A 23,135-nucleotide genomic window follows, 5' to 3' on the forward strand; every position below is an offset into this window, starting at 1 on the left:
CGGTCAGTCAGAAAGTGCAAGTTTCACCCCCAGCGCACCAAAAGCCGTTGCAAAACACCGTTTGATCCAGGCCATCACGGACGGGCGGTGGATGATGTAGTCCCGCGCCAAGGCTGCGCAGGCCCCATAGGCGATGAAGACAACAAAGGTCATCGCCATGAAGGCAAGCGCCAGTTGCACCAAAGCCGACCCTGCATGGGCTGTTTCGGCGGGTAAGAACTGCGGCAGGAACGCGAGGAAGAACAATGAAAGTTTCGGGTTCAACACGTTGATCAACGTGCCGGTCGTCGCAATCTTTAGGTAGCCTTTGGTCGATTTCTCGGCGCTTACCTCCATGGCTCCGCCCTCGCGGACAATGCCCCACGCCATATAGAACAGGTAGAGCACCCCAAGGTATTTGAGCACCTGAAAGGCCAACGCACTTGTATGCAGCAGAGCGGCCAAGCCGATAATGCTGGCCACAGCGGCGGGCACGATTCCAAGTGTGCAGCCTGCCGCCGCTGCAATGCTGGCGCGAAAACCGCGGCCGAGCCCAATGGCCAGCGTGTAGATGACGCCGGTGCCCGGCAACAGCACAACGATCAAGGATGTAAGAAGAAACTCAAGTGACATAGAACCCTCCGACCAATGGCCGGAGAGTTCCTTACATCAACACGAAAGTAAACAGGCCCGCGGTCGCTTATTCGACCGTGATCGTTATCACTTCGGACACAATCGGCGGGTTGTGCGGCACATGGCCCGCGTCGCCCAATACCAGTTGCAGCGTGTGCTGACCTGCGGGCAGGTCCAGTGTCACTTCGGTCTGGCCGCCGCCAAAATGCATATGGTTGTCATCGGCAGGAAGGCCATAAGCCAGCTCGTCCGCACCATCTTCACCCTCACCAATCGGGGGGCGGTTGAGCAACAGGTGGTGGTGGCCGGTGTTTTCCTTCTCGGTCCCGGCAGGGGCGACGCCCATTCCGCTGAGGCCGAAGACAACCGTGACCGGTGATTGCACTGTGTCACCGTCTGAAAGGTTAACGAAATAAACCTTAGCATCGGGGTTCGAAGGCGTTTCACCCCCGGCGTGTGCAAAGCCCGCAAAAAGGCAAAAGGCAGCGATGGTGAAAACGGTCTTCATGATCTCCTCCCTTGTCACAAAAATGCCATCCTCAAGGTAACACAATAGGCCGCCGCGCGAAAAAACACAGCCAGACAGGGGCTCAGGCGCATTTGGAAACCACTGTTTCTGCGTTTCCCATACGCAAACGATCCGATTCAAATCCCTGATATTATCCCATGTCTGCCGCGTTTCCGCCCAGATTCAGCGCCATAGTCGAGTACGAAATCAAGATCTGGGGAACGAGTATGGACCGACTGACCGAAATGGAAGCCTTCGCCAATGTGGTGGACCAAGGTGGCTTCACCGATGCGGCCAAAAAGATGGGCATCTCCAAATCCGCCGTGTCCAAACATGTCTCGAGCCTCGAAGCGCGTCTGGGGGCCCGGTTGCTGAACCGCACCACGCGCCGGGTGTCGCCGACGGAAATCGGCCTTGCCTACTATGACCGCGCGCGGCGCGTTCTGAATGACGCGGGAGAGGCAGATTCGCTGGTCACATCTATGCAATCGGCCCCTTCGGGCCTTCTGCGCATCAGCGTTGCCACCGACTTCGGCGTGAATCACCTGTCCCCCGTTCTCTCCGAGTTTCTGGCCGCTTATCCCGACATCACTGTGAACATGGTTCTGAACAACCGTTACGTCGAATTGATTTCCGAAGGATTTGACGTGGCCGTCCGCATTGGCGAGCTGGAAGACAGCACGCTGCGCGCACGCAAACTGACCGAAACCGTGAAACGCATGGTAGTTGCACCCAGCTACATCGAACGCTTCGGACGCCCGCAGAAGATCGATGATCTGAATGAACACAAACTGCTGCACTATTCCAGCCAGTCTTCGGGCAATGTCTGGAAGCTGACCGCGCCATCGGGCGAAAAACGTCAGGTGCGCACCGCAGGATGGTTGAGCGTGAATGACGGGCAATCGCTGCTGAACGCCGCTATCTCTGGACTGGGGATCGCGTACCTGCCCAGCTATCTTTACGCCGAAGCATTGAAATCAGGACAGGTGGTCGACGCCATGCCATCTCTACCGGACGAGGTTCAGGGCATCTATGCCGTCTACCCGCCCGGCCGCTTCACACAACCCAAAGTTCGAGCCTTTATCGACTTCCTCGTCGAATCCTACCACGACAAAGGCCCGATGGACTGGTAATTCTCCCTGAAGACCAACCTATGACCCGCATGTCAAAGTGCGGGTCTTTTTTTGCCTTCAGGCTCGGCTTTACCTGTTCAGTTGACCAGCAGCACCGCCTCGACCCGGCGGTTCAGGTCGCGGCCCTCGGGCGTCGCGTTGGACGTAATCGGAGCCAGATAGCCCACGCCTTGCGCTTCGATCCGCTCGGGGGCTACGCCATGGGCCTCAATCAATCGGGTGCGTACGGCCTCGGCCCGGCTTTTGCTGACGGAGATATTGGCCGACAGCGCGCCTGTGTCATCGGTATGCCCGACTAACGCAAGTCGCGTGTCAGGATTGTCAGACAAGTAACCGGCGACCAGAGTCAGCGAGGCGAACGGACCTTCACCCAATGCCACCTCGCCGGTTGGAAAATGCAAATCATCTAGGATCACATGCCCTGCGCTTGTCAGAGCCTCCAGCAATCCGCCCGAGCCTTCGACGGCCTGTTCGATCACAACCGGATCAGGGTCAGGCGCATCCTGCGGCGTCACGCGGATCAACTGAACGTAGCCATCCGGCGGGTTACGGCTGACCAATAAGCTAAGCGCGACGGATCCCTTGGTCGCTGAAAGGAAACGGTAATCCTGAATAGCGACATACATATCAGGTGTCGGCACAACTTCTGTCCCAAAACGGAAATCGAAACCGCCGCAGGTGTGCGCCTCACATTCAAACAGGATCTTGTAGCCTTGCGCCTCGATCTGGTCACGCAGCGGCGTAAGCAATTGCAAAGTCGTGCTGGAGCCTGCCTGAAGCCGCCACGTAAACCGCTCAACCCGACCTTCAACAGTGTCGGAAGGCACTGCACCGTTCGCAAAGGGCCCAGTCGGAAGCTCATAGCTGTCCAGCGGCGAGGTCCGGTCGCTAATCTGGCGCGCACTGGTGGGCAGGGTCAGATCCTGCGCCAGAAGCGGCCCGGTCAGTAGCATTGAAAGAAGAACAGCGGCGCGGATCATCGAAACTGTGCGTGATATTCTTCGTTGGGTACCATTGCGGTTGCACTGGCCACCCGGTTGGACATGTTGAAGAACCCGGCCACATTCGCAATGTCCCAGATGTCGCGGTCGGTAAACCCAGAATCGCGCAACTTCTGGCGATCAGGTTCTTCAATCTCAGCGCTTGCGGTGGTCATCTTGGCGGCAAAATCCAGCATCGCACGTTGACGCGGCTCCAGCGGCGCGACCCGATAGTTCATCACCAGCATTTCGCCCAGCTGCGGATCACCCGAAAGCTGCCGCACCGCCGCACCATGCGCGACCAGACAGTAAAAGCATTTGTTGATTGATGAGACGACCACCGCAATCATCTCGCGCTCCAGCTTGGACAATCCGCTGTCAGCCAACATCAGGTCGTTATACATCGCCGTAAAGGCGTTCAGCTTGTCGATGTCGAACGCGTTGGCCTTCAGTACGTTCGGTACCATACCCAGTTTTTCGACGCAGATATCAAAGTACTTCTGCGTTTCCGGCGGCAGCGGATCGACCATGGGCAGGTTCAGCGCGGTGGGCATGTCTTTCTGTGTCACGGCGGCCTCTTCAGTTCACTCGAGCAGACGGTAATGGTATTCGCCCGCAAGCTCCATCCCGAGCGCGCGATAAAGACCGTTGGCCGCATTGTTGGCCTTGGTGCAGATCACACTGAGGGTCTGCGCGCCGTTGTCCCGCGCCCAGATTGCCGCCGCGCGCATGGTCCAATGGCCCAAACCTTGGCGGCGGTGCTCGGGCAGGATTTCAAGCGCGTGTGCCATCGCAACATCCTCATGCATTGCCACAAAGGCCACACCGCTGGGTTTATCATTGTGGCGCAGCAACAGGCTGGTTTTGGGGCCCTTCGCGCGCGCCATCACCGCCAAACGTTCTGCGCCGATCCCGGCCGAAGCCCAGATTTCGCGCATGATTTCAAGCGGTTCCCAGACCGAAAAAACCATGACCGGAGGGATAGGCTGATCTGTCAGCAGGTCGACAGGGCAGGCATAGATGTTGACCGGATCCAGAATACGATACCCTCGACGGGCCAGCTGCGCGTCCAGCGCCTCGTCTCCGGGTCGCAGGCAGAAAATGCGTTTCTGCCCTATGGCCAGCATTGCGGCTTCGGCGGCGTCAATATCCGCGTCGGTGGTGGGGCCACATGCATTGGCCGCAGACACGCGCGACCCGCCACCCTGCCCTTCGCGCAGTTGGAACGGGCCAAGCGCTTTGTAGCCTGCGGCAGGCCATGTGCCGTCGACAATATCCGTCCAGTTGGTGCTCAAAGCTCCAACTCTTTCGCCAGGCGGGTCATAGCCGCGTCAATCTGCCCACCGTCAGTGCCACGGATCACAACGTTGGCCCCGAAGGCTCCGTTGATCTGGAACGGATAGCAGCCAATGGACAGCTGGCTGAAGTCCTCAGCCAGTACAGACAGAGTCGCCGCAATGTCACCCTCACCGCGATCAATGCGCAAAGTTTGCGACAACAAGGGGCTGCCGCCTGTCAGCTTGGGTAAAACACTGGCCACCATGGCCTGAAACACTGAAGGCACACCCGCCATCACATGCACGTTCGCAAGGATAAAACCCGGTGCGGTCGAAACCGGATTGTCGATCAAGGTTGCACCATCCGGGATACGCGCCATGCGCAGGCGAGCGGCGTTCAGCTCCAACCCGGATTTGTCGTAATGCGCCTGCAACAACGCCCGCGCGTCATCCCTGATATCAATCGGCGTGTTGAAGGCCCGTGCGATGCAATCGGCGGTGATATCGTCGTGGGTCGGACCGATGCCGCCGCTGGTAAAGACGGTATCATAGGCATCAGACAATGCCGCAACCGCCGCTTCGATGGCAGGGGCGTCATCGCTGACAATGCGCACTTCTTTAAGGTCGATGCCGTGTTTGGTCAGCTCCTGCGCCAGAAAATGCATATTCGCATCACGGGTGCGGCCGGACAGGATTTCATCCCCGATCACCAACATCGCTGCGGTTGGATTGGCCATGGCGCTCTCCCCTCTTGATCGTTCTCAGGGGCAGGTATAGGCCCTGAACCATGCGTTTTGAAACCCCTCTTGTCCCCGCTCGCCTGATCCGTCGCTACAAACGCTTTCTGGCTGATTGCACGCTGGAAGACGGGCAAGAGGTTACGGCTCATTGCGCCAATCCCGGGTCGATGATGGGGCTGGCCGAACCGGGCGAGAAAATCTGGCTGGAACCCAATGACGACCCGAAGAAAAAGCTGAAATACGGCTGGCGTCTGGTGGATCACGAAAACGGACATTTTACTGGCGTTGATACCTCGGTTCCCAATCGCGTCTTACGGGCAGCACTTGAAGCTGGCGAAATTCCTGAACTGGCCGCCTATGACACCGTCCGGCCCGAGGTGAAATACGGCGAAAACAGCCGCATCGATTTTCTGCTGACCGCACCGGGCTTGCCCAACGCTTATGTCGAGGTCAAAAGCGTGACCCTCTCGCGCCAACCCGGATTGGCCGAGTTTCCCGACAGCGTCACGGCGCGCGGCACCAAGCATCTGGGCGAGCTGGCGGCAATGGCCGCGCAAGGGCACCGCGCGATCATGCTGTATCTGGTCCAGCGCACCGATTGCGATCGGTTTGCGCTGGCGGCCGATATTGATCCCACCTATGCGACAGCATTTGACGCGGCGCAGGCGCAGGGGGTGGAACGATTGGTGTATGGGACGAAGATTTCGCCAGAAGGGGTTTGGTTGGATAGGAATGCAATAATGATGAGTGACAGGTAGTACTGAATGCCGCCTAGTGCCCTAAGCGGACGTTCCGATGGCGGGAAAAACCAGGAACTGCGCAGCGCAATTCAATGAATGTGATATCAACCGAAAACGCCAACTTCTTTGCGTTCCTTAGACCATTATTTCACTTAACAAGCTTGAATATTAGGCGTTTCATCGGAAGGCTCCGGCTAACCGAAGTTTAATAACTTGAAAATTCTGAGTTGATCGTGAGACTTATCGTATGAGCGAGTATTTTGATGAAATGTTCAACGGCGATGGATCACTCAGAGGTCCGTATGAAGAAATAGGCCGTTGGTTCAACGCTGAGGATGCATCTCGTTTAAGGGCAAAACAGCGCGAAGCCGAAGAAGTCTTCAGGCTGACCGGCATTACCTTTAACGTATATGGCAAAGCCGAGGCCGAGGAACGTCTGATCCCGTTTGATATCGTACCACGTGTCATTTCCGCGCGCGAATGGCAAAGGCTGGAACGCGGCATCGAACAGCGGGTGCGGGCAATCAACGCATTTCTTCATGACATTTATCATCGTCAGGAAATTGTCCGGGCCGGGCGTGTGCCTGCTGAGATGATTGCCGGGAACGAAGCTTTCCTGCCGCAGATGCTTGGTGTCTCACCGCCCGGACAGGTTTATACGCACATTGTTGGTGTCGATCTGGTGCGAACCGGACCAGACGAATTTTTCGTTCTGGAAGACAATGCCCGCACGCCGTCCGGGGTCAGCTATATGCTGGAGAACCGGGAGACGATGCTAAAGATGTTCCCCGAGCTTTTCAGCGCGACCAATGTTCGGAATGTTTCTGATTACCCCCGTAATCTGAGAAGGTCTCTTGCGGCCTGTGCACCAGCTTGCGCAGACGGAGAACCCACTGTCGCGGTGTTAACCCCGGGCATTTATAACTCAGCCTATTACGAACATGCGTTTCTTGCTGATCAAATGGCCGTGGAATTGGTCGAAGGCCACGATCTTCGGGTTGTCGACGGACGCGTCTGCATGCGCACCACCAGAGGCTATAAACCCATCGACGTGCTGTATCGCCGGGTCGATGACGACTTCTTGGATCCACTGAATTTCAACCCTGACAGCGCATTAGGCGTACCTGGCATTCTGGACGTTTACCGCGCAGGTGGCATCACGATCGCCAATGCGCCGGGAACAGGTATTGCCGATGACAAGGCGATCTATTCCTACATGCCCGAGATCGTTGAGTTCTATACGGGCGAAAAGCCTCTGTTGCAGAATGTTCCAACCTGGCGGTGCAGCGATCCAAAATCGCTTTCCTACGTGCTGGACAACCTATCCGAACTTGTCGTGAAAGAAGTGCACGGTTCTGGCGGCTACGGGATGCTGATTGGCCCGACCGCCAGCAAAAAAGAGATTTCCGCTTTCCGGGATAAACTCAAAGCGCGGCCAGCGAACTACATTGCACAGCCGACGCTGTCTCTTTCGACGGTTCCAATCTTCGCACGTTCGGGGCTGGCCCCCAGACATGTCGACCTACGACCTTTTGTTTTGGTGTCTCCCGACGGGATCAAAATCACACCTGGCGGATTGACCCGCGTAGCGCTGAAGAAAGGCTCACTGGTCGTAAACTCGAGCCAGGGCGGCGGGACCAAAGACACCTGGGTTCTGGAGGACTGACCATGCTGGGAAAAACTGCTGGCGGGTTGTTCTGGATGTCCCGATACCTGGAGCGCGCGGAAAACACGGCCAGGCTGCTGGAGACAGGTCAAAGGATGGCGTTGACCCGGACTAAGAACTCCGCCGAGGAATGGGGGTCGGTTCTGAAAACGGCCGGAGTTCTGGATGGGTACCACGCCAAGTACGATGAAATTTCAAAAGACAATGCCGTCGATTGGATGCTGCGTGACGCTGACAACCCGTCCTCGATCAAGTCGGTTATCAAGCAAGCACGAGACAACGCGCGCCTTGTTCGAACCGCGCTGACCCACGATGTCTGGAGTGCTGTAAATGCGACTTGGATGCAGATTGACGAGGTCATGAAGCGCCGCGTGAATGAGCGGGATTTGCCCGCGACGCTGGAACTCATTCGCCAACAGGCGGCGCTGGTGCGCGGTGCCACCTTGGGGACCATGCTGCGCAATGACATTTTCGACTTCACCCGCATTGGCACGTTTGTCGAGCGGGCCGACAACACCGGGCGCATTCTGGACGTGAAATACTATGTTCTGCTGCCCACTGCCTTCTCGGTCGGCTCGTCACTGGACAACATCCAATGGGAAAGCATCCTCCGATCTGTCGGCGCTGGTGGAGGGTATCGAATGACGCATGGTGAGAAAACACGACCGTCTGATATCGCGCAATTTCTGATCTTGGATCAGCGGATGCCTCGCAGCCTTCACTTTTGCTGCAGAAAGATTCAAGAGAACCTGTCATACCTGAAGAAAGACTATGGCTTTGCCGGGCCTTCGTGCGAGGCGTCAAACGCTCTCTACGAGAAATACCTGGATCAGAAGATCTCGGATATCTTTGAATTCGGTCTTCACGAATACATTCAGGACTTTCTAACCGACCTAGGCAACTTAAGCCGTCAGATCGAGATTGATTACCGGTTCTACGAGTAGACAATGAAACTGCACATTCGACACGAGACACGATACGATTTCGACGCACCGGTTCCCTTCGGGCTGCAACAGCTGAGGAAGACACCAAAGTCCTTTCGCAATCAAAGCATTGAAAGTTGGAACACCGAAATCACCGGCGGGCGCAAAGAACTGACGTTTGAAGACTATCACCGCAACACTGTGGAATTGATCAGTTTCGACGCAAACACCCAAAGTATTTCGTTGATCTCTGAGGGCGTTGTTGAGGTGGAAGACACCCATGGCGTCTTGGGGCGTCACGAAGGGTCGACACCCTTGTGGCTGTTCAACAGGGGCACCCCGCAGACAACGCCGGGGAAAGGGGTTGCCGACCTGATAGCCGCGTTGCCCAAAGGCGAACCGCTGGAACAGATGCACGCTCTGTCCGAAAAAATTCGAGCTCAGGTCGCGTATGAAATTGGAAGTTCGCACCCGGACTGGAGCGCCGAAGATGCCCTCAAAGCCGGGCGCGGCGTGTGTCAGGACCACACACATATCTTCATTACATGCGCGCGACAGATCGGAGTCCCGGCACGTTATGTATCGGGTTACTTGATGATGAACGAAACGGAACTGCAGGACGCGACCCATGCCTGGGCCGAAGTGCATTTGGACGGTCTTGGCTGGGTCGGGTTTGACGTTTCAAACGGGATCTCACCTGACGATCGATACGTCCGCGTCGCAACCGGGCTGGACTATGCCCAAGCCGCACCGGTAATAGGGAACAGAATTGGGACAGCGGGCGAGCAATTGACAGTGCAGTTGCAGGTCGCACAGCAGTAACGGAGAATTTGATGACCTACGCTGTGGGCATGCGGCTGAATCGCGGGCTGGTGTTCATGTCCGATACGCGCACGAATGCAGGCGTGGACAATGTTTCGACCTTCAACAAGATGTTCAACTGGACAGTCGAAGGGGACCGGTCGATCACAATCCTAACGGCTGGAAACCTTGCCACTACTCAGGCGACGATCAGCCTTCTGGAAGAGCGTACAAAAGTGCCGGAAGAACGCTCGCCGTCTATACTGGAAGCGCCGACAATGTTTCAGGTTGCGCAACTGGTCGCGGCAACGCTGAACGACGTCATCGAAGAGCATGCCCGGTCTGGTCAGCAAGCTGACAGCGCCTTTCACGCGACACTCATTCTAGGAGGCCAGATCAAGGGCGGCCCGTCTCGTTTGTTTCTGATCTATCCCGAAGGCAACTTTATCGAGGCCGGCGACGATACCCCGTTCTTTCAGATCGGAGAGACAAAATATGGTCGCCCAATTCTAGTGCGCGCCTATGATCCGGAAATGAGCTTTCCGGAAACCGTAAAACTCCTGCTTGTGAGTTTTGATTCCACAATCAAGGCCAATCTATCTGTCGGGGCTCCGCTTGACCTGCTTCTCTACGATGAAGACAGCCTTGAAGGTGGAACGCGAACAAGGTTCGAACCCGACGATCATTACTTTCGCACGATCTCAGAGGGGTGGGGCGATGCCTTGAAATCCGCCCTGTCCAAGCTTCCGGAGTACAATTTGTAGGGAAAACTAAACGGTTGAACATCCGCTTTGTCTGCATAGTACGGTTTGCTTGCTTTACCGCCTGAGCGAAAAAGCCGTAATGACACTCCAAACAATGCTCAACGGGCTAACGCTTGAATTTGCCGCTTTTTGCACCATTTGAAACCCCGCAACCCGGCACCCTCTGGTACTTTCTGCACAAGCAGCGTAAAAGGAATGCTGCGCGCAACTTTTTGGAGCTTAGCGTCGATGAAAGAACATCGTGGCCGCCTGACCAAAGACGGCATCCGCATCTATGAACAAAGTGACTTCGCCGGGATGCACGCGGCGGGGGCTTTGGCGGCACGGATTCTGGATGATATTGCCGAACATGTCTTTCCCGGCCAGACGACCGGCGTAATTGACGGGCTGATCACTCAGATGGTCGAAGACGCGGGCGCAACTTCGGCCACAATTGGCTACAAGGGCTATCAACACGCCAGCTGCATCAGCGTCAATCATGTGGTCTGCCACGGCATTCCCGGTGACAAAAAGCTGAAAGACGGCGACATCCTGAACATCGACGTGACTGTTATCGTTGACGGCTGGTTCGGCGACACCTCGCGCATGTACGTGGCGGGTAAACTGCCGCGCAAAGCAGAACGGTTGATCCAAGTGACCCATGATGCGCTGTTCAAGGGTATAGAAATGGTTAAGCCCGGCAACACTTTCGGTGACATCGGCCATGCCATTCAGGCTTATGTCGAGGCGCACCGGATGAGTGTTGTACGTGATTTCTGCGGCCACGGTCTGGGCCGCGTGTTCCACGCGCCGCCGAACGTGCTGCACTATGGCCGTCCGGGCACTGGTGCGGTTCTGGAAGAAGGTATGTTCTTTACCATTGAACCGATGGTCAATCTGGGTCGTCCTGAAACCAAAACGCTGGCCGATGACTGGACTGCCGTGACCCGCGACAAGTCATTGTCGGCACAGTTCGAGCATTCGGTTGGTGTCACGGCGGATGGGGTCGAGATCTTTACGCTCTCACCGGGCGGCAAGTACCACCCGACTTATTCTTCCTGATCGGCAGCCTGTTCGCGCATCACTTTCAGCAGCATCGTTTCTGCCCCCCATGGCGTGACTGCGTCATGGATGAAAACCGGCGCGCGCATCGGCTTGCGCTCGGGGCCGGTTGAGGCTTCGGCGTCGCGGGAAAACGTCCAGCTAAAGGGTGTCAGGGCTCGGTCCATGACGGCACGTTAGCACAGTTCAGGTTCTGAGTCCCAAAAGCCGGTGTGCCTGTGCCATATCCGTGATCACTTCGGCACCCAGATCAGCCAACCTGTTGCCACCCCCATGTGGTGCATAAACCAAACAGCGCATATCCGCCCGCACGGCCGCTGTGACACCATTCTGGCTGTCTTCAATAACCACAGGGGTATTTGCTTCGAAGTGCTAAGCGGCCAGCTTGAACATCTTTGGGTCCGGTTTGCCAGTTCCCAGAACATGAGCCGAGAACATAACGTCCTTAAAGCAGTCCCAAAGCCCATTCTGACCCAGAGTGATCTTCATCTTGTCCGGGCTGCCGTTTGACACAACGCAGAACGGGATGCCGTTTTGATCCAATGCCGCCAACAATTCGGAAACACCAGGCACCAAAGGAACCCCTTTGCGCAGGCGGTCATAGGTTTCAGCATAGATCTGATCCACCCAGCCCTCGGGTAGATCGGCCCCCATGCTGCGTGCCTTGTCGCGTACTCCAACCATCGTTCCGCCGACAAACAGCGACATGCATTCAGGCAATGTCAGGTGCAGGCCATAACCAGCCAGATTGCCCATCAGCACCTGGTTCGAGATCACTTCGCTGTCGACCAGAACACCGTCACAATCGAAAATCACCAGATCATGCATCCGCTTCGGCTTTCCACATCAAAGAGATATGCGTGTCGCCGTATTTCCGGCTTTCGTGCAGATTGAACCCTGCGGGCGCCTGCATCGGGGTGTTTTCTTCCCAAACCAAGAGTGCATCCTCGGCGAGCCAACCGTTTGCCAAGGCTGCAACGGCTTTCTGGCCCATGGCCTTTCCGTAAGGGGGATCAAGAAAGACCAGATCATATGAGGCGTTCGGGTTGTCGCCCAGCCGCGTTGCGTCGCGGCGGATCAGGACAGTGCGTGCTGCGCTTCGCGTCAGATCAATATTCTTGCGGATCAGCCCCTGCGCCACGCGACCGTCATCAACGAAGGTCACATGCGCCGCGCCACGCGACAGCGCCTCGAGCCCCAGCGCCCCGGTACCTGCAAAGAGATCCAGCACCCGCAGACCGTCAAAGTCGATTTGGTGGGTCAGGACGTTGAACAGGCTTTCACGCACACGGTCGGTGGTGGGACGCAGATGTGCGCCCGCATCCCCTTTGCCGACCGAAGCCAAAGCGCGGCCCCGGAACTCTCCGGCGATGATCCTCACGCTTTGAGCAGCGGCTTCAGGTCCGCGTCCGGATCAGCTACGATGGCCGGATCGGCTGTCTTGCCTGCGTCGATCAGGCGTTTGCCGACCATATAGGCGCGGGGGTCGTTCATTGCGTCCACAGCTATCAACTGATCGCCCTTGTAATACCAGAAGGACACGGTTTGCCCTTCGCCCTTGCGGGTTACAACGCGGTCATATCCGGTGTTCAGACCGGCGATCTGCAATTTGACGTCATACTGGTCCGACCAGAACCACGGGGTCGCCACATAATCCCGGGCCGCACCCAGCATATTCTGCGCCACGATCTCGGCCTGATCGATAGCGTTGGGCACACTCTCCAGCCTGATCCGGCCTTCACCGTGTGGAAACGAGGCGCAATCACCTGCCGCCCAGATCGACGGATCCGATGTACGGCCATGGGCGTCGGTCTTGATACCATTGTCCAGCTCCAACCCCGCCATCTCGGCCAATTGGGTTGCGGGCGCGATGCCCACGCCAACCACAACGAAATCAACCTCCAGCTCGGTGCCGTCGGTCAGCAGGGCGCCCGTAACCTTGCCATTTTCGCCAATCAGTCGGTCCAGCCCAACACCTTCGCGAATGTCAGCGCCGTAGTCGCTATGCAATGCACGGAAATAATCGCTGGTCTCGGGTGCCGCGACCCGTTGCAAAATACGGTCGGCCATCTCGACCAGAGTCACCTTGACGCCGCGCTTGGCGCAGACAGCTGCGGCCTCAAGCCCGATATAACCACCGCCCACAATCAGCGCGCGGGCACCTTCGGTCACCTTGGGCTCCATATCGTCGATATGTGCCAGATCGCGCACCACATGCACACCGTTCAGGTCGCCACCGATTGCCGCAGGCAGGCGGCGCGGATCGGACCCGGTGGTCAGTGCCAGCTCGTCGTAGGAAAGAACCTCATCCCCCAACGTCACAGTCTTGGCTTGAGGATCGATGCCCGTGACGCGCTGGCCCAGACGCAGGGTGATGTTGTTTTCGGCATAAAAGCTTTCGGGTCGCAGGAACAGGCGCTCCAGTTCCATCTCGCCCAGCAGGTATGCCTTGGACAATGGCGGGCGCTGATAGGGCAAATGCGGCTCGGCTCCGACAAGGGTGATGTCCCCTTCGAACCCATCCTTGCGCAACCGCGCCACCAAAGATGCCCCCGCCTGACCGGCACCGATCACGACAATATGGTTCATGTTTCGCCCACCCTGCAGATTTCCCGTGGTTACTTTGTTGCGACCACCTATATTGCGGCTAAGTCCAAATCTGCAAATCCAAACGACAGGAGCAAAAAAATGATTTCAACAGGAGACACCCTTCCCGAAGCGACATTGACCCAGATGGGCGCGGACGGACCGGAGGAGGTTCGGATTTCAGAAAAGACCAAAGGCCGCAAAGTCGTGATCTTTGCCGTTCCGGGTGCATTTACGCCGACTTGCCATTCCGCACATGTGCCCAGCTTTATGCGCACAAAGGATCAGTTCGACGCCAAAGGCGTGGATGAAATCATCTGCATTTCGGTCAACGACCCGTTTGTCATGAAAGCCTGGGGCGAAGCGACCGGCGCGTCCGAGGCCGGATTGACCATGCTGGCCGATGCAACATCGGAATTCACAAAAGCCATTGGCATGGACTTTGACGCCCCGCCTGTCGGTCTGATTGCACGATCCAAGCGCTATGCCATGTTGGTTGAAGACGGTAAAGTCACAGCCTTGAATTTGGAAGAAAATCCAGGCGCTTGTGAGATCTCTGCGGGTGAAGGCCTGTTGGAGGCCATCTGAACAACATCGGCCCCGGGTACCCGGGGCCTTTACACCCCAAATTAACTTGAAGCCTTGCTCCATTGCGCAAATACTTGGTCTACGCATAAGTGGAGTTCTTTATGAAACTTAAGATATTTTCGCTCATTCTGACCGGCGCAGCCCTGATCTCGGCCTGCGGACCGGCCCCTACCCCACAACAACAAGCCGCGCGCCAGCACGAGATCGCGTGCCTGGGCGGCACACTGGGCGGCGCCTTGATCGGCGGCGCCATCGGCAACCAGTTCGGCGGTGGGTCAGGCAAGACGATCCTGACCGCGGCAGGTGCTGCTGCTGGCGGTTTTGAAGGTCAAAGATTTGCATGCTGAGGGGGATGGACATGACACGAGCAATTTTCATAACCGCAGCTTTTGTTCTGGCGTCTGCAGCAACAGCGGAAACCGTTGCTGAACTGCATGAAAAAGAACTGAACGCCATTGATGCAAACAATGACGGGTTCTTGTCCAAGGATGAGTTCAACGCATTCTCGGATTACGCATTCCAGACCATGGATGAAGACAAGAACGGCACTTTGGGGCTGGACGAAGCCAAGCCGTTTTTGGACATCAAGCAGTTTCAGGATGTTGACCGCAACAAGGACAGCTTTATCTCAAGAGCGGAATATGATGCTCAGATGAGTGAGGATTTCAACGCTGCGGACAAGGATGGCAATGGCCAACTGGACTAGGCCTGCCAAGGACAGGAGTTTGAGATGAACAAATGGATTGGTTTGGGTGTATTGGCGTTGGTCGCAGCGTGTGACGTTCCGCAGGCCCCGGTTGTGACGGGGCCGGACGGTCAGGCCCGCATTCAAATCAATCTATCCGGGCTCACCTGCTATCAAAACCGGTGTCTCGACATTAACCCCGCCGCGCGCAGCGTGCGCCAGATTGGAAACAAGACAACGGGTATCCCAAGATCCATTGACGTCAGCGACGGGACTGTGACACCTGCCGAGTTCCGGCAGATGGCCACTGCCGCGTCCCTGGCCGGTGGCCAGGGCTCAGGCAACGATCGCTAGCAAAGACTGTCCATCTTGCGGGCCAGCTTGGCATCCAACGAGGACAGCCCGCCCACGTCATGGGTGGACAGAACGACTTCAACCGTGCGGTACACGTTTGACCATTCCGGGTGGTGGTTCCATTTCTCAGACCAAATCGCCACTTGGGTCATCCACCCAAAGGCAGAAACGAAATTGTCGAAAATGAACGTTTTGGTGATTGCATCTCGGCCTTCGACCATTGTCCAGCCGTTCTTGAACAGCGGATCCAGCAGCGGGCCACGGGTTTCGGTCGACAAGAGTTCGGTCATTGCTGTTCCTCCGGGTTCGATTTCCTGAACGGGCCGTAGTCCGTTAGAATCTCGATCTCTTCTCCCACTGCCCGGCCTTCGGCGTCCAGATATTTTTTAACAGCATCAGCAAAACCCGGATCGCCAACCCAATGCAAGCTATGCGTGCGCGTTGGCAAATAGCCTCGCGCCAACTTGTGCTCACCCTGAGCACCCGCCTCGACCCGGGCTAGACCATGGGCAATGGCAAAATCTATCGCCCTATAATAGCACAACTCGAAATGCAGACAGGCGTGATGCTCAACGCAGCCCCAATACCGGCCAAAAAGCGTCTCGCGACCTATGAAGTTCAACGCGCCCGCTATGGCATAGCCGTTCCGTTCCGCCAGCACCAAGGCCATATCATCTGCCATGGTTTCCTGCGCGATATCAAAGAATTGACGCGTCAGATAGGGCGAGCCCCATTTGCGCGCTCCGGTATCCTGATAGAACCGCCAAAATGCATCCCAATGTTCCGGGCGCAACGCATCGCCGGTCAGGGTACGGATGTCACCGCCAAAGTCATTGGCCTGCGCCCGTTCCTTGCGGATGTTCTTGCGTTTGCGTGATGACAGGGCAATCAGGAAAGCGTCGAAATCAGAATAGCCTTCATTAAACCAGTGAAACTGCTGCGAACTGCGTAGCATCAGACCCATCTGTTCCCCGGCCAACGCTTCGTCTTCGGTACAAAAGGTCGCGTGCACCGATGAGACCTGATTGTCAGCTGCCAGTTGCACCGCGCCTTGCACAAGGGCTGACATGCCGATCCTCTCGTAACCCGGGCGCACCAGGAAACGTCGTCCGGTGGCCGGGGTGAACGGCACAGCGATCTGCAGCTTAGGGTAATAGCGCCCGCCAGCGCTTTCATAGGCATGGGCCCAACTGTGATCGAAGATGTATTCGCCCTGACTGTGCGATTTGGCATACATCGGGGCCGCAGCAATCAGCAATCCGTCCAGATAGGCCGTCAGATATTGGGGCTGCCAGCCTGTGCCGCGCCCGACCGACCCGCTTTCTTCCAACGCCAGCAGAAAACGATGGGTTGTGAAGGGATCAAGAGGCCGCCCGCCATCAGCGGCCTCGGGACAGGCGCAGGCATCCCATTCTGCCGCAGAAATCTGCGACAGGGTGCCCAATACCCGAATTTCGATCTGTGCCTGATCCATATGTCCTCCGCGCCTGTCCATTATCTGTGACAGGTCAGAGCAGGTTCAAGCTGAATGCTCAGCCAGATACCCTTCGAAAGTCACATTGTCGGCAACTCTGCGGGCCTCTGCCTCTTGTTCAGGCGACCGGATGGTCCAGCACAGGATCGGCACACCGCGCGCCTTCAACTCGGCCACGCGGGGGCGCGCCAGGTCGGCGGCCTCGTGACTGATGAAGCTGGCATTGCTGCGCTCAAAATCCGGAATGTCACGCAGGTGTTGACGGACGGCTTGAGACAGCGGCCAATCCTCCGACTCGAAGGCGCATGTTACGATGCCGCAAGGCAAATGCGGGGCCAAACGCGCGAGCTCAGCAGTTGAATTCGGATTAAACGACATCAGCGCCAGCGGGCCTTCATAGCCTGACAGAATGCGCAGGGCCTCTTGTTCCAGCGGTCCGATGCCGGTGCCCATAGCGCCATCCTGATCTTTGAATTCAACAAGCAAGGGCACCTGACCTGCGACGAGATCCAGCACTTCCTTTAGCGACGGGATGCCTTCGCTGTCAGAATATAGCAACGGAACCGCAGAAGCTTCGGCTCCGGTGATCTGTTGGATCGCGCCAGCCTGCCCGGTCAGGCGCTTGAGATCATAGTCATGAAAAACCACCACCTGACCGTCCGCAGTTAGTTGCAGGTCAATCTCTATCCCATATCCAGCGTCTATGGCGGCCTGAATGGCGGCGCGGCTGTTTTCCGGGCGGTTGTCGGAAATGTCATGCAACGCCCGATGCGCAATCGGGCGTTGAAGAAACACTGACGGCAATGAGGGTGTCATTGGACTTCGAAAATCCCTTCGATCTCGACCGCGACGCCCAACGGCAGTGACGCGGCACTGACGGCTGAGCGCGAATGGCGACCTGCATCGCCCAGCGCCTCGACAAGGAAATCGGACGCGCCGTTGATCACCTGCGGCTGCTGGGTGAAATCCGCTGTCGAATTTACGAAACCAGTCAGCTTGATCACGCGCACCAGCTTTTCAATGTCGCCGCCACAGGCTGCTTTGACCTGCGCCAACAGATTGATCGCGCAAACCCGTGCCGCTGCCGCACCGGCTTCCACATCCATGTTGTCACCCAGTTTGCCGGTGATAAGCTCATCGGTTTTCGAAATCTGGCCCGACACGTAAACGATATTGCCCATGCGGACGAACGGCACATAGTTGGCAGCGGGTGCAGGCGCTTCGTCCAGCGTGACACCCAAGCTTTCCAGTTTTGCGGTGATGCTCATTGAGAGGGTCCTTCCCTAAATTCGACTCTGCCGGACGCTAACCGGGAAGCTTGGTTTGCGAAAGGCAGAAACCGGCAATTTCGTGTTTGCCTGCAATCTGAGCGTTTCTTTACTTATTACGAGCTGTTGATCCTTGGTCACTTTACCCGCCCCCAACTGACAGGTTACACGCAAGGTGTTTCATTTAAGACCCGAAACGACTATGTGACAGAACTTGTGCCACCCCAGCACGTGGATTTTGATTGAACGTCCGGCGGACCATGTGTCGGGCAATTTTGGGAGAAGCAAACAGTGCCACGCAGATTGCGCCTGAAACATATTGTTGTCCTGTCATGCATGGCCATTCTGTCTGCTTGCGCAACGACTCCGCCCGAGGGGGCCTCGCGTAGCGACGTTTTTGATCCGTATGAGAACAACAACCGGGCAATCCACAAATTCAACCTTGGCGTGGACCGGTTTTTGTTCCGCCCTGCTTCAAAAGGCTATGTAAAGATCGTTCCTGACCCGATGGTGACCAGTTTCAGCACCTTCGCCGAGAACATCTCGCTGCCGGGGCAGGCCGTGGATTACCTGCTGCAGGGCAATCCAAAGCAGATGGGCAATGCATTGCTGCGATTCGTGGTTAATATGACCGTGGGTGGTTTTGGCCTGTCCGCACCCGCCGACGAATTGAACTTGCCGCCGGTCGACACCGATTTTGGCGAAACCCTGCATGTCTGGGGCGTGGGTGAAGGCGCTTATGTTGAATTGCCATTCTATGGCCCTTCGACCCAACGAGACGCCATCGGGGTCGTGATCAACCTGTTCTCGAACCCGATCAACTTTACCCCCGTGAGGCCAGCGGATAACCTGGGCGTATACGCTGAAATCGTACGTCGCATGGGAGATCGTGGTCGATTCTCGGATACGGTCGATTCGATTCTTTATGAAAGTGCAGACAGTTACGCGCAGGCGCGCTTGATCTATCTGCAAAACCGCAGATTTGAACTGGCAAGAGACGACGAAGACGCCTATCTGGATTTGTATTCTGACCCCTATGCCGAAACCGGGACAGACCCGGTCAGGGACCCCTTTTTAGACCCCTACGAGGACCCCTATGCCGAATAACGAGTTGAACCGCCGTCACTTCATCGCCTCAGGCATTGCGTTGGCTCTACTGCCAATGCCAGCATTTGCGCAGACCGAAGCCGCAGCAAAAGCACTGGTCAACAGCGTGGTTGCTGACATCAATCGGGTGATTGATTCCGGCAAGTCTGAAAAGGCAATGCTGCGCGACTTCGAAAAAATCTTTGTTCAATATGGCGATGTTCCCATCATGGCGCGTTACGCGCTGGGGGCTGATGCCCGTACGGCCAGCCCCGCCCAACTGAAAAAGTTCACCAAAGCGTTCCAGGGCTATATTTCGCGCAAATATGGCCGCCGGTTCCGAGAGTTTATTGGTGGCGAGGTCGATGTGCGCAATGCCCGGAAAATCAAGGCCGGGTACGAAGTTCGGACGCTGGTCAAACTGCGCGGATCGGCCCCATTTGACGTGACCTTTCTGGTGTCCGACAAGTCGGGACGGGACAAGTTCTATAATATGTTCATCGAAGGCGTGAACCTTCTGCTGACCGAACGTACCGAAATCGGCGCCATGCTGGATGCCCGGAAAGGCAATCTGGATCAACTGATCAGAGATCTGAACAAAACAGGCTGATCTTGCTGCTAGGCGTGGTCACGCACCAGCTCGAAGATTTTGCTAGAGCATACGAAAGGGTCAGGTTCTTCTGACCCTTTTTGTTTCGATTTCAGAGCGCATAACTGCGTACCAAAGCGCCTGCAATCAAGGCCCAGCCGTCAGCGATGACAAAGAACGCCAGTTTGAATGGCAGGGATACGATTGCCGGAGGGACCATCATCATGCCCATCGACATCAACACCGCTGCCACAACAAGATCGATGATCAGAAACGGCAGGAAAATCAGAAAGCCAATCTGAAAAGCCCGCGCAATTTCGGACAGCATGAAAGACGGCATCAGGACAGATAGCGGCGCTTGCGCTGACAGTTCCATCGCATCCCCACCGGGTCGGAGGGCCGCCATGGCATAAAAAGTGTCCGCGTCCAAACGGGCTGCCATGAAAGTACGGAAGGGGTCCAGCGCCCGTTCCAGCGCGGCCTCGACTCCCATCGATTCCTCCATCATCGGGCGAATGCCACTTTCCCAAGCTTCTGTGAAGACAGGGTCCATGATGAAATAGGTCAGAAACAGCGCCAGACTGACAATCAGCATATTGGGCGGCGATTGCTGCAAGCCAATCCCCTGCCGCAGGATCGACAAGACTGTAACCAGAAACGGGAAACAAGTGATCATAACTGCCAGGCCTGGCGCTATGCTCAACACCGTGATCAACAGGATCAACTGGATGGTCCGGGCCGAAATCGACCCGCCTTCGCCAAGGGACAAAGTCACATCCTGTGCTGCGGCGAGCGATGGCGTAAGCACAATCGCCAGAGCCAGCCAGATCGCAAAGCGCATCAACCGATCCCGTTTTGAAGGTCGGCAATCTCGGTCAGGCGTACAGCCAGTTGTCCGGCCTGATCGCCCTCCATCTCTTCCAGCAAACCACGCGCAACCAGTTGGTCCCCGACATAAAGGTCGACCGGATCTTCGATCCGTTTGTCCAGCATCAAAACCGCGTTCTCGCCCATGTTCAACAAATCCCGGATTAGCGGGCGGGCGCGGCCAACCGAAACTGTCACCTCGATCGGGACGGATTCAAACGGGTTTGGTTTTTCTGTTTGCTGGATTTGAGTTTCATTCATTGGACAAAGCCTCCCTTGCCTCAAAGGCATAAGCGTCAAAAATCTGTGCGACGGTGGTCAGCAAAGCGCTGCAATCCACTTCGCGCCGGTTGGTTCCGACCTGCAGGCGGGCTTGCCCTGCCTCGAGCGAAGGATCTTCGATGACATGCGGTTCGCGATGCGTGCCTGAGAGCAACAGCGCCTTGACATCTTCAGCGCATCCGATGGGCACCATGATCTGCATCGGCTGCTCGATCTGCGACCGTGCCATCTCGGACAATTGTTCAACAAGACGTGCGGCCAGCCCTTGTTCGACCATCTGGGGCAAAACCTTTTGGACCAGACTTTCAAACATCGGCTCCAAAGACATGGTCATCCGCATCATTGCCTCGTGACAGGTGAAAGACATGTCCTCCAGTGACTGTGCAAGCTCGGCCGAAACCTTCCCACGGCTTTGTTCCTGTGCCTCAGAGGCATCTTCCCAACCGGCCCCGTAACCTTCTTCAAAAGATGCGAGCCTTTGTTCTTCCAGCGTTTCCTCATCTAGCAGCAGAACGTTGCCAGTGCTGGTCTGCGCGGTGAAATCCTCAAGAAGATGGGCAATCGACATCACACCCTCTCCTCGCCTTCTTCAAGCCAGCTGCGCAGAATCTCGACTGTTTCTTCTTGCTTGTCGCCGATCATTGTCCGCAATCGCGCGACGGGATCTTCAGTGGCGCTGTCGCTCAGAGCAGGAACGCCCCCCTGTGGCGGCAAAGGTGCGAAACCAGCACCCTCGCCCGTTGCAATTTCACCGGTCAGAACCGAAGCGGCTTCGTCAGCGGCGGGCAACAGCGCTGTCGTCGTTGCTGGTTTCATAAGGATCGGTCGGATGACGAACAACGCAAGTACCAACGAGACAACCGCCAAAACAGCCATCTGGATCAGGGACATGGCATCCAGATGAATCTTTTGCCACATTGAAGACGACGCCAATGTGCCTTTCGGCTCTACTATTGGTAAATCCAGAGACTTCAGGGTTATCACGTCCCCCCGCGCGGCATCGAAACCCACGGCCGAAGCCACCAGTTCCTGAAGCGCGTCCAGCTCTGCCTGTGGCAGCGGTGCAAATGATTCCACGCCCGAGGCATCCACTGTCCGGGTCCCGTTCACCAACACGGCAACCGTCAGACGTTTGATCGCTCCGGGTGCGGTGTGCACTTCAAGCTCCGTCTCAGAAACCTCATAGTTCACACGCTCACGTGTTTGGGTGGCGGTGGAGTTTGATTCATCCCCGCCAGCCCCATCTCCATCGGGCAGATTCGATGCCACGGTGACATCGGAAGACTGATTGCGGGCACTGTCCGAGCGTTCTTCGACATCCGTGCTGATCGCCACACGGCTCTTGGGATCAAAGCGCCGCTCGCGGATGGATTCGGTCTTGGTCTCAGTGTCCACACTGACCTCGACCACCGCATTGCCGGTTCCAACGCGCGCTTCGACCAGGCGCAGGACACGTTCACGCAGCTGACGCGATTTGTCTTCCGCTGTATCTGCCGCCACAGCTGTGTCCTGCCCACCGATCACGGCCCCGTTCGAGTCGATCACGGTCACGTTCTCGGGTGCAAGCCCGCTCACGGCTGAGGCAACCAGGAACCGGATGGCCTTGGCTTGGTCGCTGGTGATGTCGGCGCCTGAAGGCACCAGATAAACGGAAGCCGTAGGTGACACGCTGCGCTGGAACGGGTTCGCCGAGCCGTTGGCTATGTGCACACGTGCCTGGCTGACATGCCGACTGCCGACTATTGTGCGCGCCAGCTCACCTTCTTTTGCACGCCAATATGCTGCATCGAACATCTGCGAGGTGGTGCCAAACCCGCTCAGCGAATCCAGCAGTTCATACCCCCGGTTGCCATTCGCTGGCAGGCCTTCGCTGGCCAGGGTCATCCGCAACTCGTCCCGCTGCGCGCCGGGGACATAGATTGATCCACCGCGAATCTCATAGATGACACCGCGCTGATCCAGGGCACGCACAATATCCCCCGCCGCGCCGCTTTCCAGGCCCGCATACAGCAGCGTCATAGACGGCGCGGTTACAATGCGGGACATTCCGAGAATTCCCAAAAACACCAGCGCAACCGCACCAGCAACGATAATTTGTTTACGCCTGTCCAAACTTGCCCAGACAGTTCCGATCTGCTGCACGCTCACCTCCGACTCGCCGACATTCTGCC

The 23,135-nt window shown here is 56.8% G+C and carries 30 protein-coding genes and 1 pseudogene; 13 read left to right on the forward strand and 18 right to left on the reverse strand.

The window, feature by feature from the left end:
• Positions 1–3: 3 nt before the first annotated feature.
• Positions 4–612, reverse strand: a complete 609-nt coding sequence (locus ACR0EV_RS12710) for a LysE family translocator (protein ID WP_480800429.1) — start codon at positions 610–612, stop codon at positions 4–6.
• Positions 613–679: 67 nt separating this feature from the next.
• On the reverse strand, positions 680–1,120 hold the full coding sequence (locus ACR0EV_RS12715; RefSeq protein WP_171184345.1) for a DUF4399 domain-containing protein: 441 nt from the start codon (positions 1,118–1,120) through the stop codon (positions 680–682).
• A 227-nt stretch (positions 1,121–1,347) separates the two neighbouring features.
• On the opposite strand from ACR0EV_RS12715, the gene ACR0EV_RS12720 reads away from it, so the two are divergent.
• A complete protein-coding gene (locus ACR0EV_RS12720) occupies positions 1,348–2,253 on the forward strand; it encodes a LysR family transcriptional regulator (protein ID WP_480800430.1) in 906 nt (301 codons plus the stop codon).
• 77 nt (positions 2,254–2,330) lie between these two features.
• Here the strand turns inward: ACR0EV_RS12720 and ACR0EV_RS12725 are convergent, their stop codons facing one another.
• From ACR0EV_RS12725 to ACR0EV_RS12740, 4 genes are read right to left on the reverse strand one after another with little or no spacing between them, the layout of a single operon-like run.
• A complete protein-coding gene (locus tag ACR0EV_RS12725; RefSeq protein WP_480800431.1) occupies positions 2,331–3,233 on the reverse strand; it encodes an OmpA family protein in 903 nt (300 codons plus the stop codon).
• Positions 3,230–3,787: a peroxidase-related enzyme gene (locus ACR0EV_RS12730; RefSeq protein WP_480800706.1), complete on the reverse strand. Its 558-nt coding sequence runs from the start codon at positions 3,785–3,787 to the stop codon at positions 3,230–3,232. Before ACR0EV_RS12730 ends, ACR0EV_RS12725 begins: the two co-directional genes overlap by 4 nt.
• Positions 3,788–3,817: 30 nt before the next feature.
• Positions 3,818–4,528, reverse strand: a complete 711-nt coding sequence (locus ACR0EV_RS12735) for a GNAT family N-acetyltransferase (protein WP_480800432.1) — start codon at positions 4,526–4,528, stop codon at positions 3,818–3,820.
• Positions 4,525–5,247 (reverse strand): competence/damage-inducible protein A, encoded by a 723-nt coding sequence (locus ACR0EV_RS12740; protein ID WP_480800433.1) that lies wholly within the window; start codon positions 5,245–5,247, stop codon positions 4,525–4,527. The genes ACR0EV_RS12735 and ACR0EV_RS12740 overlap by 4 nt, the downstream gene beginning before the upstream one ends.
• 50 nt (positions 5,248–5,297) lie before the next feature.
• On the opposite strand from ACR0EV_RS12740, the gene sfsA reads away from it, so the two are divergent.
• The 6 genes from sfsA (at position 5,298) to map (ending at position 11,185) form a co-directional block, all read left to right on the forward strand.
• The gene (gene sfsA, locus ACR0EV_RS12745) at positions 5,298–6,008 is read left to right on the forward strand and encodes a DNA/RNA nuclease SfsA (RefSeq protein WP_480800434.1); all 711 of its coding nucleotides are present in this window, start codon (positions 5,298–5,300) and stop codon (positions 6,006–6,008) included.
• 229 nt (positions 6,009–6,237) lie between these two features.
• Positions 6,238–7,656: a circularly permuted type 2 ATP-grasp protein gene (locus ACR0EV_RS12750; RefSeq protein ID WP_480800435.1), complete on the forward strand. Its 1,419-nt coding sequence runs from the start codon at positions 6,238–6,240 to the stop codon at positions 7,654–7,656.
• Positions 7,657–7,658: 2 nt separating this feature from the next.
• Positions 7,659–8,600, forward strand: a complete 942-nt coding sequence (locus ACR0EV_RS12755; protein ID WP_480800436.1) for an alpha-E domain-containing protein — start codon at positions 7,659–7,661, stop codon at positions 8,598–8,600.
• Between the two features lie 3 nt (positions 8,601–8,603).
• Positions 8,604–9,401, forward strand: coding sequence for a transglutaminase family protein (locus tag ACR0EV_RS12760; protein ID WP_480800437.1), 798 nt, complete (start codon positions 8,604–8,606; stop codon positions 9,399–9,401).
• Between the two features lie 11 nt (positions 9,402–9,412).
• Positions 9,413–10,144: a proteasome-type protease gene (locus ACR0EV_RS12765; RefSeq protein ID WP_480800438.1), complete on the forward strand. Its 732-nt coding sequence runs from the start codon at positions 9,413–9,415 to the stop codon at positions 10,142–10,144.
• 228 nt (positions 10,145–10,372) lie between these two features.
• Positions 10,373–11,185 (forward strand): type I methionyl aminopeptidase, encoded by an 813-nt coding sequence (gene map / locus ACR0EV_RS12770; RefSeq protein WP_480800439.1) that lies wholly within the window; start codon positions 10,373–10,375, stop codon positions 11,183–11,185.
• On the opposite strand, the gene ACR0EV_RS12775 is transcribed toward map, so the two are convergent.
• From ACR0EV_RS12775 to ACR0EV_RS12790, 4 genes and pseudogenes are all read right to left on the reverse strand, one after another.
• A complete protein-coding gene (locus ACR0EV_RS12775) occupies positions 11,173–11,352 on the reverse strand; it encodes a hypothetical protein (RefSeq protein WP_480800440.1) in 180 nt (59 codons plus the stop codon). The genes map and ACR0EV_RS12775 overlap by 13 nt on opposite strands.
• A gap of 19 nt (positions 11,353–11,371) precedes the next feature.
• Positions 11,372–12,013: pseudogene (locus ACR0EV_RS12780) on the reverse strand (HAD family hydrolase).
• A complete protein-coding gene (gene rsmD / locus ACR0EV_RS12785; RefSeq protein ID WP_480800441.1) occupies positions 12,006–12,566 on the reverse strand; it encodes a 16S rRNA (guanine(966)-N(2))-methyltransferase RsmD in 561 nt (186 codons plus the stop codon). The pseudogene ACR0EV_RS12780 and the gene rsmD overlap by 8 nt, the downstream one beginning before the upstream one ends.
• Positions 12,563–13,774: an NAD(P)/FAD-dependent oxidoreductase gene (locus ACR0EV_RS12790; RefSeq protein WP_480800442.1), complete on the reverse strand. Its 1,212-nt coding sequence runs from the start codon at positions 13,772–13,774 to the stop codon at positions 12,563–12,565. The genes rsmD and ACR0EV_RS12790 overlap by 4 nt, the downstream gene beginning before the upstream one ends.
• A 99-nt stretch (positions 13,775–13,873) precedes the next feature.
• Here ACR0EV_RS12790 and ACR0EV_RS12795 point away from each other — a divergent pair, with 99 nt between their 5' ends.
• The 4 genes from ACR0EV_RS12795 to ACR0EV_RS12810 all read left to right on the forward strand — a co-directional run bounded on the left by ACR0EV_RS12795 (position 13,874) and on the right by ACR0EV_RS12810 (position 15,398).
• Positions 13,874–14,359, forward strand: coding sequence for a peroxiredoxin (locus tag ACR0EV_RS12795; protein ID WP_171093195.1), 486 nt, complete (start codon positions 13,874–13,876; stop codon positions 14,357–14,359).
• Between the two features lie 101 nt (positions 14,360–14,460).
• On the forward strand, positions 14,461–14,706 hold the full coding sequence (locus ACR0EV_RS12800) for a glycine zipper 2TM domain-containing protein (protein ID WP_480800443.1): 246 nt from the start codon (positions 14,461–14,463) through the stop codon (positions 14,704–14,706).
• Between the two features lie 11 nt (positions 14,707–14,717).
• On the forward strand, positions 14,718–15,065 hold the full coding sequence (locus ACR0EV_RS12805; RefSeq protein WP_480800444.1) for an EF-hand domain-containing protein: 348 nt from the start codon (positions 14,718–14,720) through the stop codon (positions 15,063–15,065).
• A gap of 24 nt (positions 15,066–15,089) precedes the next feature.
• Positions 15,090–15,398 (forward strand): hypothetical protein, encoded by a 309-nt coding sequence (locus ACR0EV_RS12810; RefSeq protein WP_480800445.1) that lies wholly within the window; start codon positions 15,090–15,092, stop codon positions 15,396–15,398.
• On the opposite strand, the gene ACR0EV_RS12815 is transcribed toward ACR0EV_RS12810, so the two are convergent.
• The 4 genes from ACR0EV_RS12815 to ACR0EV_RS12830 are packed head-to-tail and all read right to left on the reverse strand — an operon-like array spanning position 15,395 to position 18,140.
• On the reverse strand, positions 15,395–15,688 hold the full coding sequence (locus ACR0EV_RS12815; RefSeq protein ID WP_171093186.1) for a 4a-hydroxytetrahydrobiopterin dehydratase: 294 nt from the start codon (positions 15,686–15,688) through the stop codon (positions 15,395–15,397). The genes ACR0EV_RS12810 and ACR0EV_RS12815 overlap by 4 nt on opposite strands.
• On the reverse strand, positions 15,685–16,872 hold the full coding sequence (locus tag ACR0EV_RS12820) for a GNAT family N-acetyltransferase (protein WP_480800446.1): 1,188 nt from the start codon (positions 16,870–16,872) through the stop codon (positions 15,685–15,687). The genes ACR0EV_RS12815 and ACR0EV_RS12820 overlap by 4 nt, the downstream gene beginning before the upstream one ends.
• A gap of 45 nt (positions 16,873–16,917) precedes the next feature.
• Positions 16,918–17,688 (reverse strand): glycerophosphodiester phosphodiesterase family protein, encoded by a 771-nt coding sequence (locus tag ACR0EV_RS12825; RefSeq protein WP_480800447.1) that lies wholly within the window; start codon positions 17,686–17,688, stop codon positions 16,918–16,920.
• Positions 17,685–18,140 carry a RidA family protein gene (locus ACR0EV_RS12830; protein WP_480800448.1) on the reverse strand — a complete coding sequence of 152 codons (456 nt, stop codon included), beginning with the start codon at positions 18,138–18,140 and terminating at the stop codon, positions 17,685–17,687. The genes ACR0EV_RS12825 and ACR0EV_RS12830 overlap by 4 nt, the downstream gene beginning before the upstream one ends.
• Before the next feature lie 291 nt (positions 18,141–18,431).
• Between ACR0EV_RS12830 and ACR0EV_RS12835 the strand changes: the two genes are divergently transcribed.
• Positions 18,432–19,247, forward strand: coding sequence for an MlaA family lipoprotein (locus ACR0EV_RS12835; RefSeq protein ID WP_480800449.1), 816 nt, complete (start codon positions 18,432–18,434; stop codon positions 19,245–19,247).
• Positions 19,237–19,836 carry an MlaC/ttg2D family ABC transporter substrate-binding protein gene (locus ACR0EV_RS12840; RefSeq protein ID WP_480800450.1) on the forward strand — a complete coding sequence of 200 codons (600 nt, stop codon included), beginning with the start codon at positions 19,237–19,239 and terminating at the stop codon, positions 19,834–19,836. Before ACR0EV_RS12835 ends, ACR0EV_RS12840 begins: the two co-directional genes overlap by 11 nt.
• Positions 19,837–19,927: 91 nt before the next feature.
• Here ACR0EV_RS12840 and fliP read toward each other — a convergent pair whose 3' ends face one another.
• Genes fliP through fliF form a run of 4 tightly spaced genes read right to left on the reverse strand, consistent with a single transcriptional unit; the run spans position 19,928 to position 23,106 of the window.
• Positions 19,928–20,656: a flagellar type III secretion system pore protein FliP gene (gene fliP, locus ACR0EV_RS12845; RefSeq protein ID WP_480800451.1), complete on the reverse strand. Its 729-nt coding sequence runs from the start codon at positions 20,654–20,656 to the stop codon at positions 19,928–19,930.
• Positions 20,656–20,943, reverse strand: a complete 288-nt coding sequence (locus ACR0EV_RS12850) for a FliM/FliN family flagellar motor switch protein (RefSeq protein ID WP_480800452.1) — start codon at positions 20,941–20,943, stop codon at positions 20,656–20,658. Before ACR0EV_RS12850 ends, fliP begins: the two co-directional genes overlap by 1 nt.
• Positions 20,936–21,532 (reverse strand): ABC transporter ATP-binding protein, encoded by a 597-nt coding sequence (locus ACR0EV_RS12855; RefSeq protein WP_480800453.1) that lies wholly within the window; start codon positions 21,530–21,532, stop codon positions 20,936–20,938. The genes ACR0EV_RS12850 and ACR0EV_RS12855 overlap by 8 nt, the downstream gene beginning before the upstream one ends.
• Entirely contained in the window at positions 21,532–23,106 is a 1,575-nt protein-coding gene (gene fliF, locus ACR0EV_RS12860; protein WP_480800454.1) for a flagellar basal-body MS-ring/collar protein FliF, read from the reverse strand. Before fliF ends, ACR0EV_RS12855 begins: the two co-directional genes overlap by 1 nt.
• Positions 23,107–23,135 lie beyond the last annotated feature (29 nt).

It is taken from the genome of Ruegeria sp. CF8 (assembly GCF_056537285.1).

Bases quoted from the DNA above. Each gene is read 5' to 3' on its own strand.
- sfsA (WP_480800434.1), top strand. From the start codon at position 5,298: ATGCGTTTTGAAACCCCTCTTGTCCCCGCTCGCCTGATCCGTCGCTAC.
- map (WP_480800439.1), top strand. From the start codon at position 10,373: ATGAAAGAACATCGTGGCCGCCTGACCAAAGACGGCATCCGCATCTAT.
- ACR0EV_RS12810 (WP_480800445.1), top strand. From the start codon at position 15,090: ATGAACAAATGGATTGGTTTGGGTGTATTGGCGTTGGTCGCAGCGTGT.
- ACR0EV_RS12805 (WP_480800444.1), top strand. From the start codon at position 14,718: ATGACACGAGCAATTTTCATAACCGCAGCTTTTGTTCTGGCGTCTGCA.
- ACR0EV_RS12850 (WP_480800452.1), bottom strand. From the start codon at position 20,943: ATGAATGAAACTCAAATCCAGCAAACAGAAAAACCAAACCCGTTTGAA.
- ACR0EV_RS12760 (WP_480800437.1), top strand. From the start codon at position 8,604: ATGAAACTGCACATTCGACACGAGACACGATACGATTTCGACGCACCG.
- ACR0EV_RS12795 (WP_171093195.1), top strand. From the start codon at position 13,874: ATGATTTCAACAGGAGACACCCTTCCCGAAGCGACATTGACCCAGATG.
- ACR0EV_RS12775 (WP_480800440.1), bottom strand. From the start codon at position 11,352: ATGGACCGAGCCCTGACACCCTTTAGCTGGACGTTTTCCCGCGACGCC.
- ACR0EV_RS12855 (WP_480800453.1), bottom strand. From the start codon at position 21,532: ATGTCGATTGCCCATCTTCTTGAGGATTTCACCGCGCAGACCAGCACT.
- ACR0EV_RS12715 (WP_171184345.1), bottom strand. From the start codon at position 1,120: ATGAAGACCGTTTTCACCATCGCTGCCTTTTGCCTTTTTGCGGGCTTT.
- ACR0EV_RS12765 (WP_480800438.1), top strand. From the start codon at position 9,413: ATGACCTACGCTGTGGGCATGCGGCTGAATCGCGGGCTGGTGTTCATG.
- ACR0EV_RS12825 (WP_480800447.1), bottom strand. From the start codon at position 17,688: ATGACACCCTCATTGCCGTCAGTGTTTCTTCAACGCCCGATTGCGCAT.
- ACR0EV_RS12840 (WP_480800450.1), top strand. From the start codon at position 19,237: ATGCCGAATAACGAGTTGAACCGCCGTCACTTCATCGCCTCAGGCATT.
- ACR0EV_RS12750 (WP_480800435.1), top strand. From the start codon at position 6,238: ATGAGCGAGTATTTTGATGAAATGTTCAACGGCGATGGATCACTCAGA.
- ACR0EV_RS12725 (WP_480800431.1), bottom strand. From the start codon at position 3,233: ATGATCCGCGCCGCTGTTCTTCTTTCAATGCTACTGACCGGGCCGCTT.
- ACR0EV_RS12730 (WP_480800706.1), bottom strand. From the start codon at position 3,787: ATGCCCACCGCGCTGAACCTGCCCATGGTCGATCCGCTGCCGCCGGAA.
- ACR0EV_RS12820 (WP_480800446.1), bottom strand. From the start codon at position 16,872: ATGGATCAGGCACAGATCGAAATTCGGGTATTGGGCACCCTGTCGCAG.
- ACR0EV_RS12790 (WP_480800442.1), bottom strand. From the start codon at position 13,774: ATGAACCATATTGTCGTGATCGGTGCCGGTCAGGCGGGGGCATCTTTG.
- ACR0EV_RS12755 (WP_480800436.1), top strand. From the start codon at position 7,659: ATGCTGGGAAAAACTGCTGGCGGGTTGTTCTGGATGTCCCGATACCTG.
- ACR0EV_RS12710 (WP_480800429.1), bottom strand. From the start codon at position 612: ATGTCACTTGAGTTTCTTCTTACATCCTTGATCGTTGTGCTGTTGCCG.
- ACR0EV_RS12815 (WP_171093186.1), bottom strand. From the start codon at position 15,688: ATGACCGAACTCTTGTCGACCGAAACCCGTGGCCCGCTGCTGGATCCG.
- ACR0EV_RS12800 (WP_480800443.1), top strand. From the start codon at position 14,461: ATGAAACTTAAGATATTTTCGCTCATTCTGACCGGCGCAGCCCTGATC.
- ACR0EV_RS12740 (WP_480800433.1), bottom strand. From the start codon at position 5,247: ATGGCCAATCCAACCGCAGCGATGTTGGTGATCGGGGATGAAATCCTG.
- ACR0EV_RS12830 (WP_480800448.1), bottom strand. From the start codon at position 18,140: ATGAGCATCACCGCAAAACTGGAAAGCTTGGGTGTCACGCTGGACGAA.
- fliP (WP_480800451.1), bottom strand. From the start codon at position 20,656: ATGCGCTTTGCGATCTGGCTGGCTCTGGCGATTGTGCTTACGCCATCG.
- ACR0EV_RS12720 (WP_480800430.1), top strand. From the start codon at position 1,348: ATGGACCGACTGACCGAAATGGAAGCCTTCGCCAATGTGGTGGACCAA.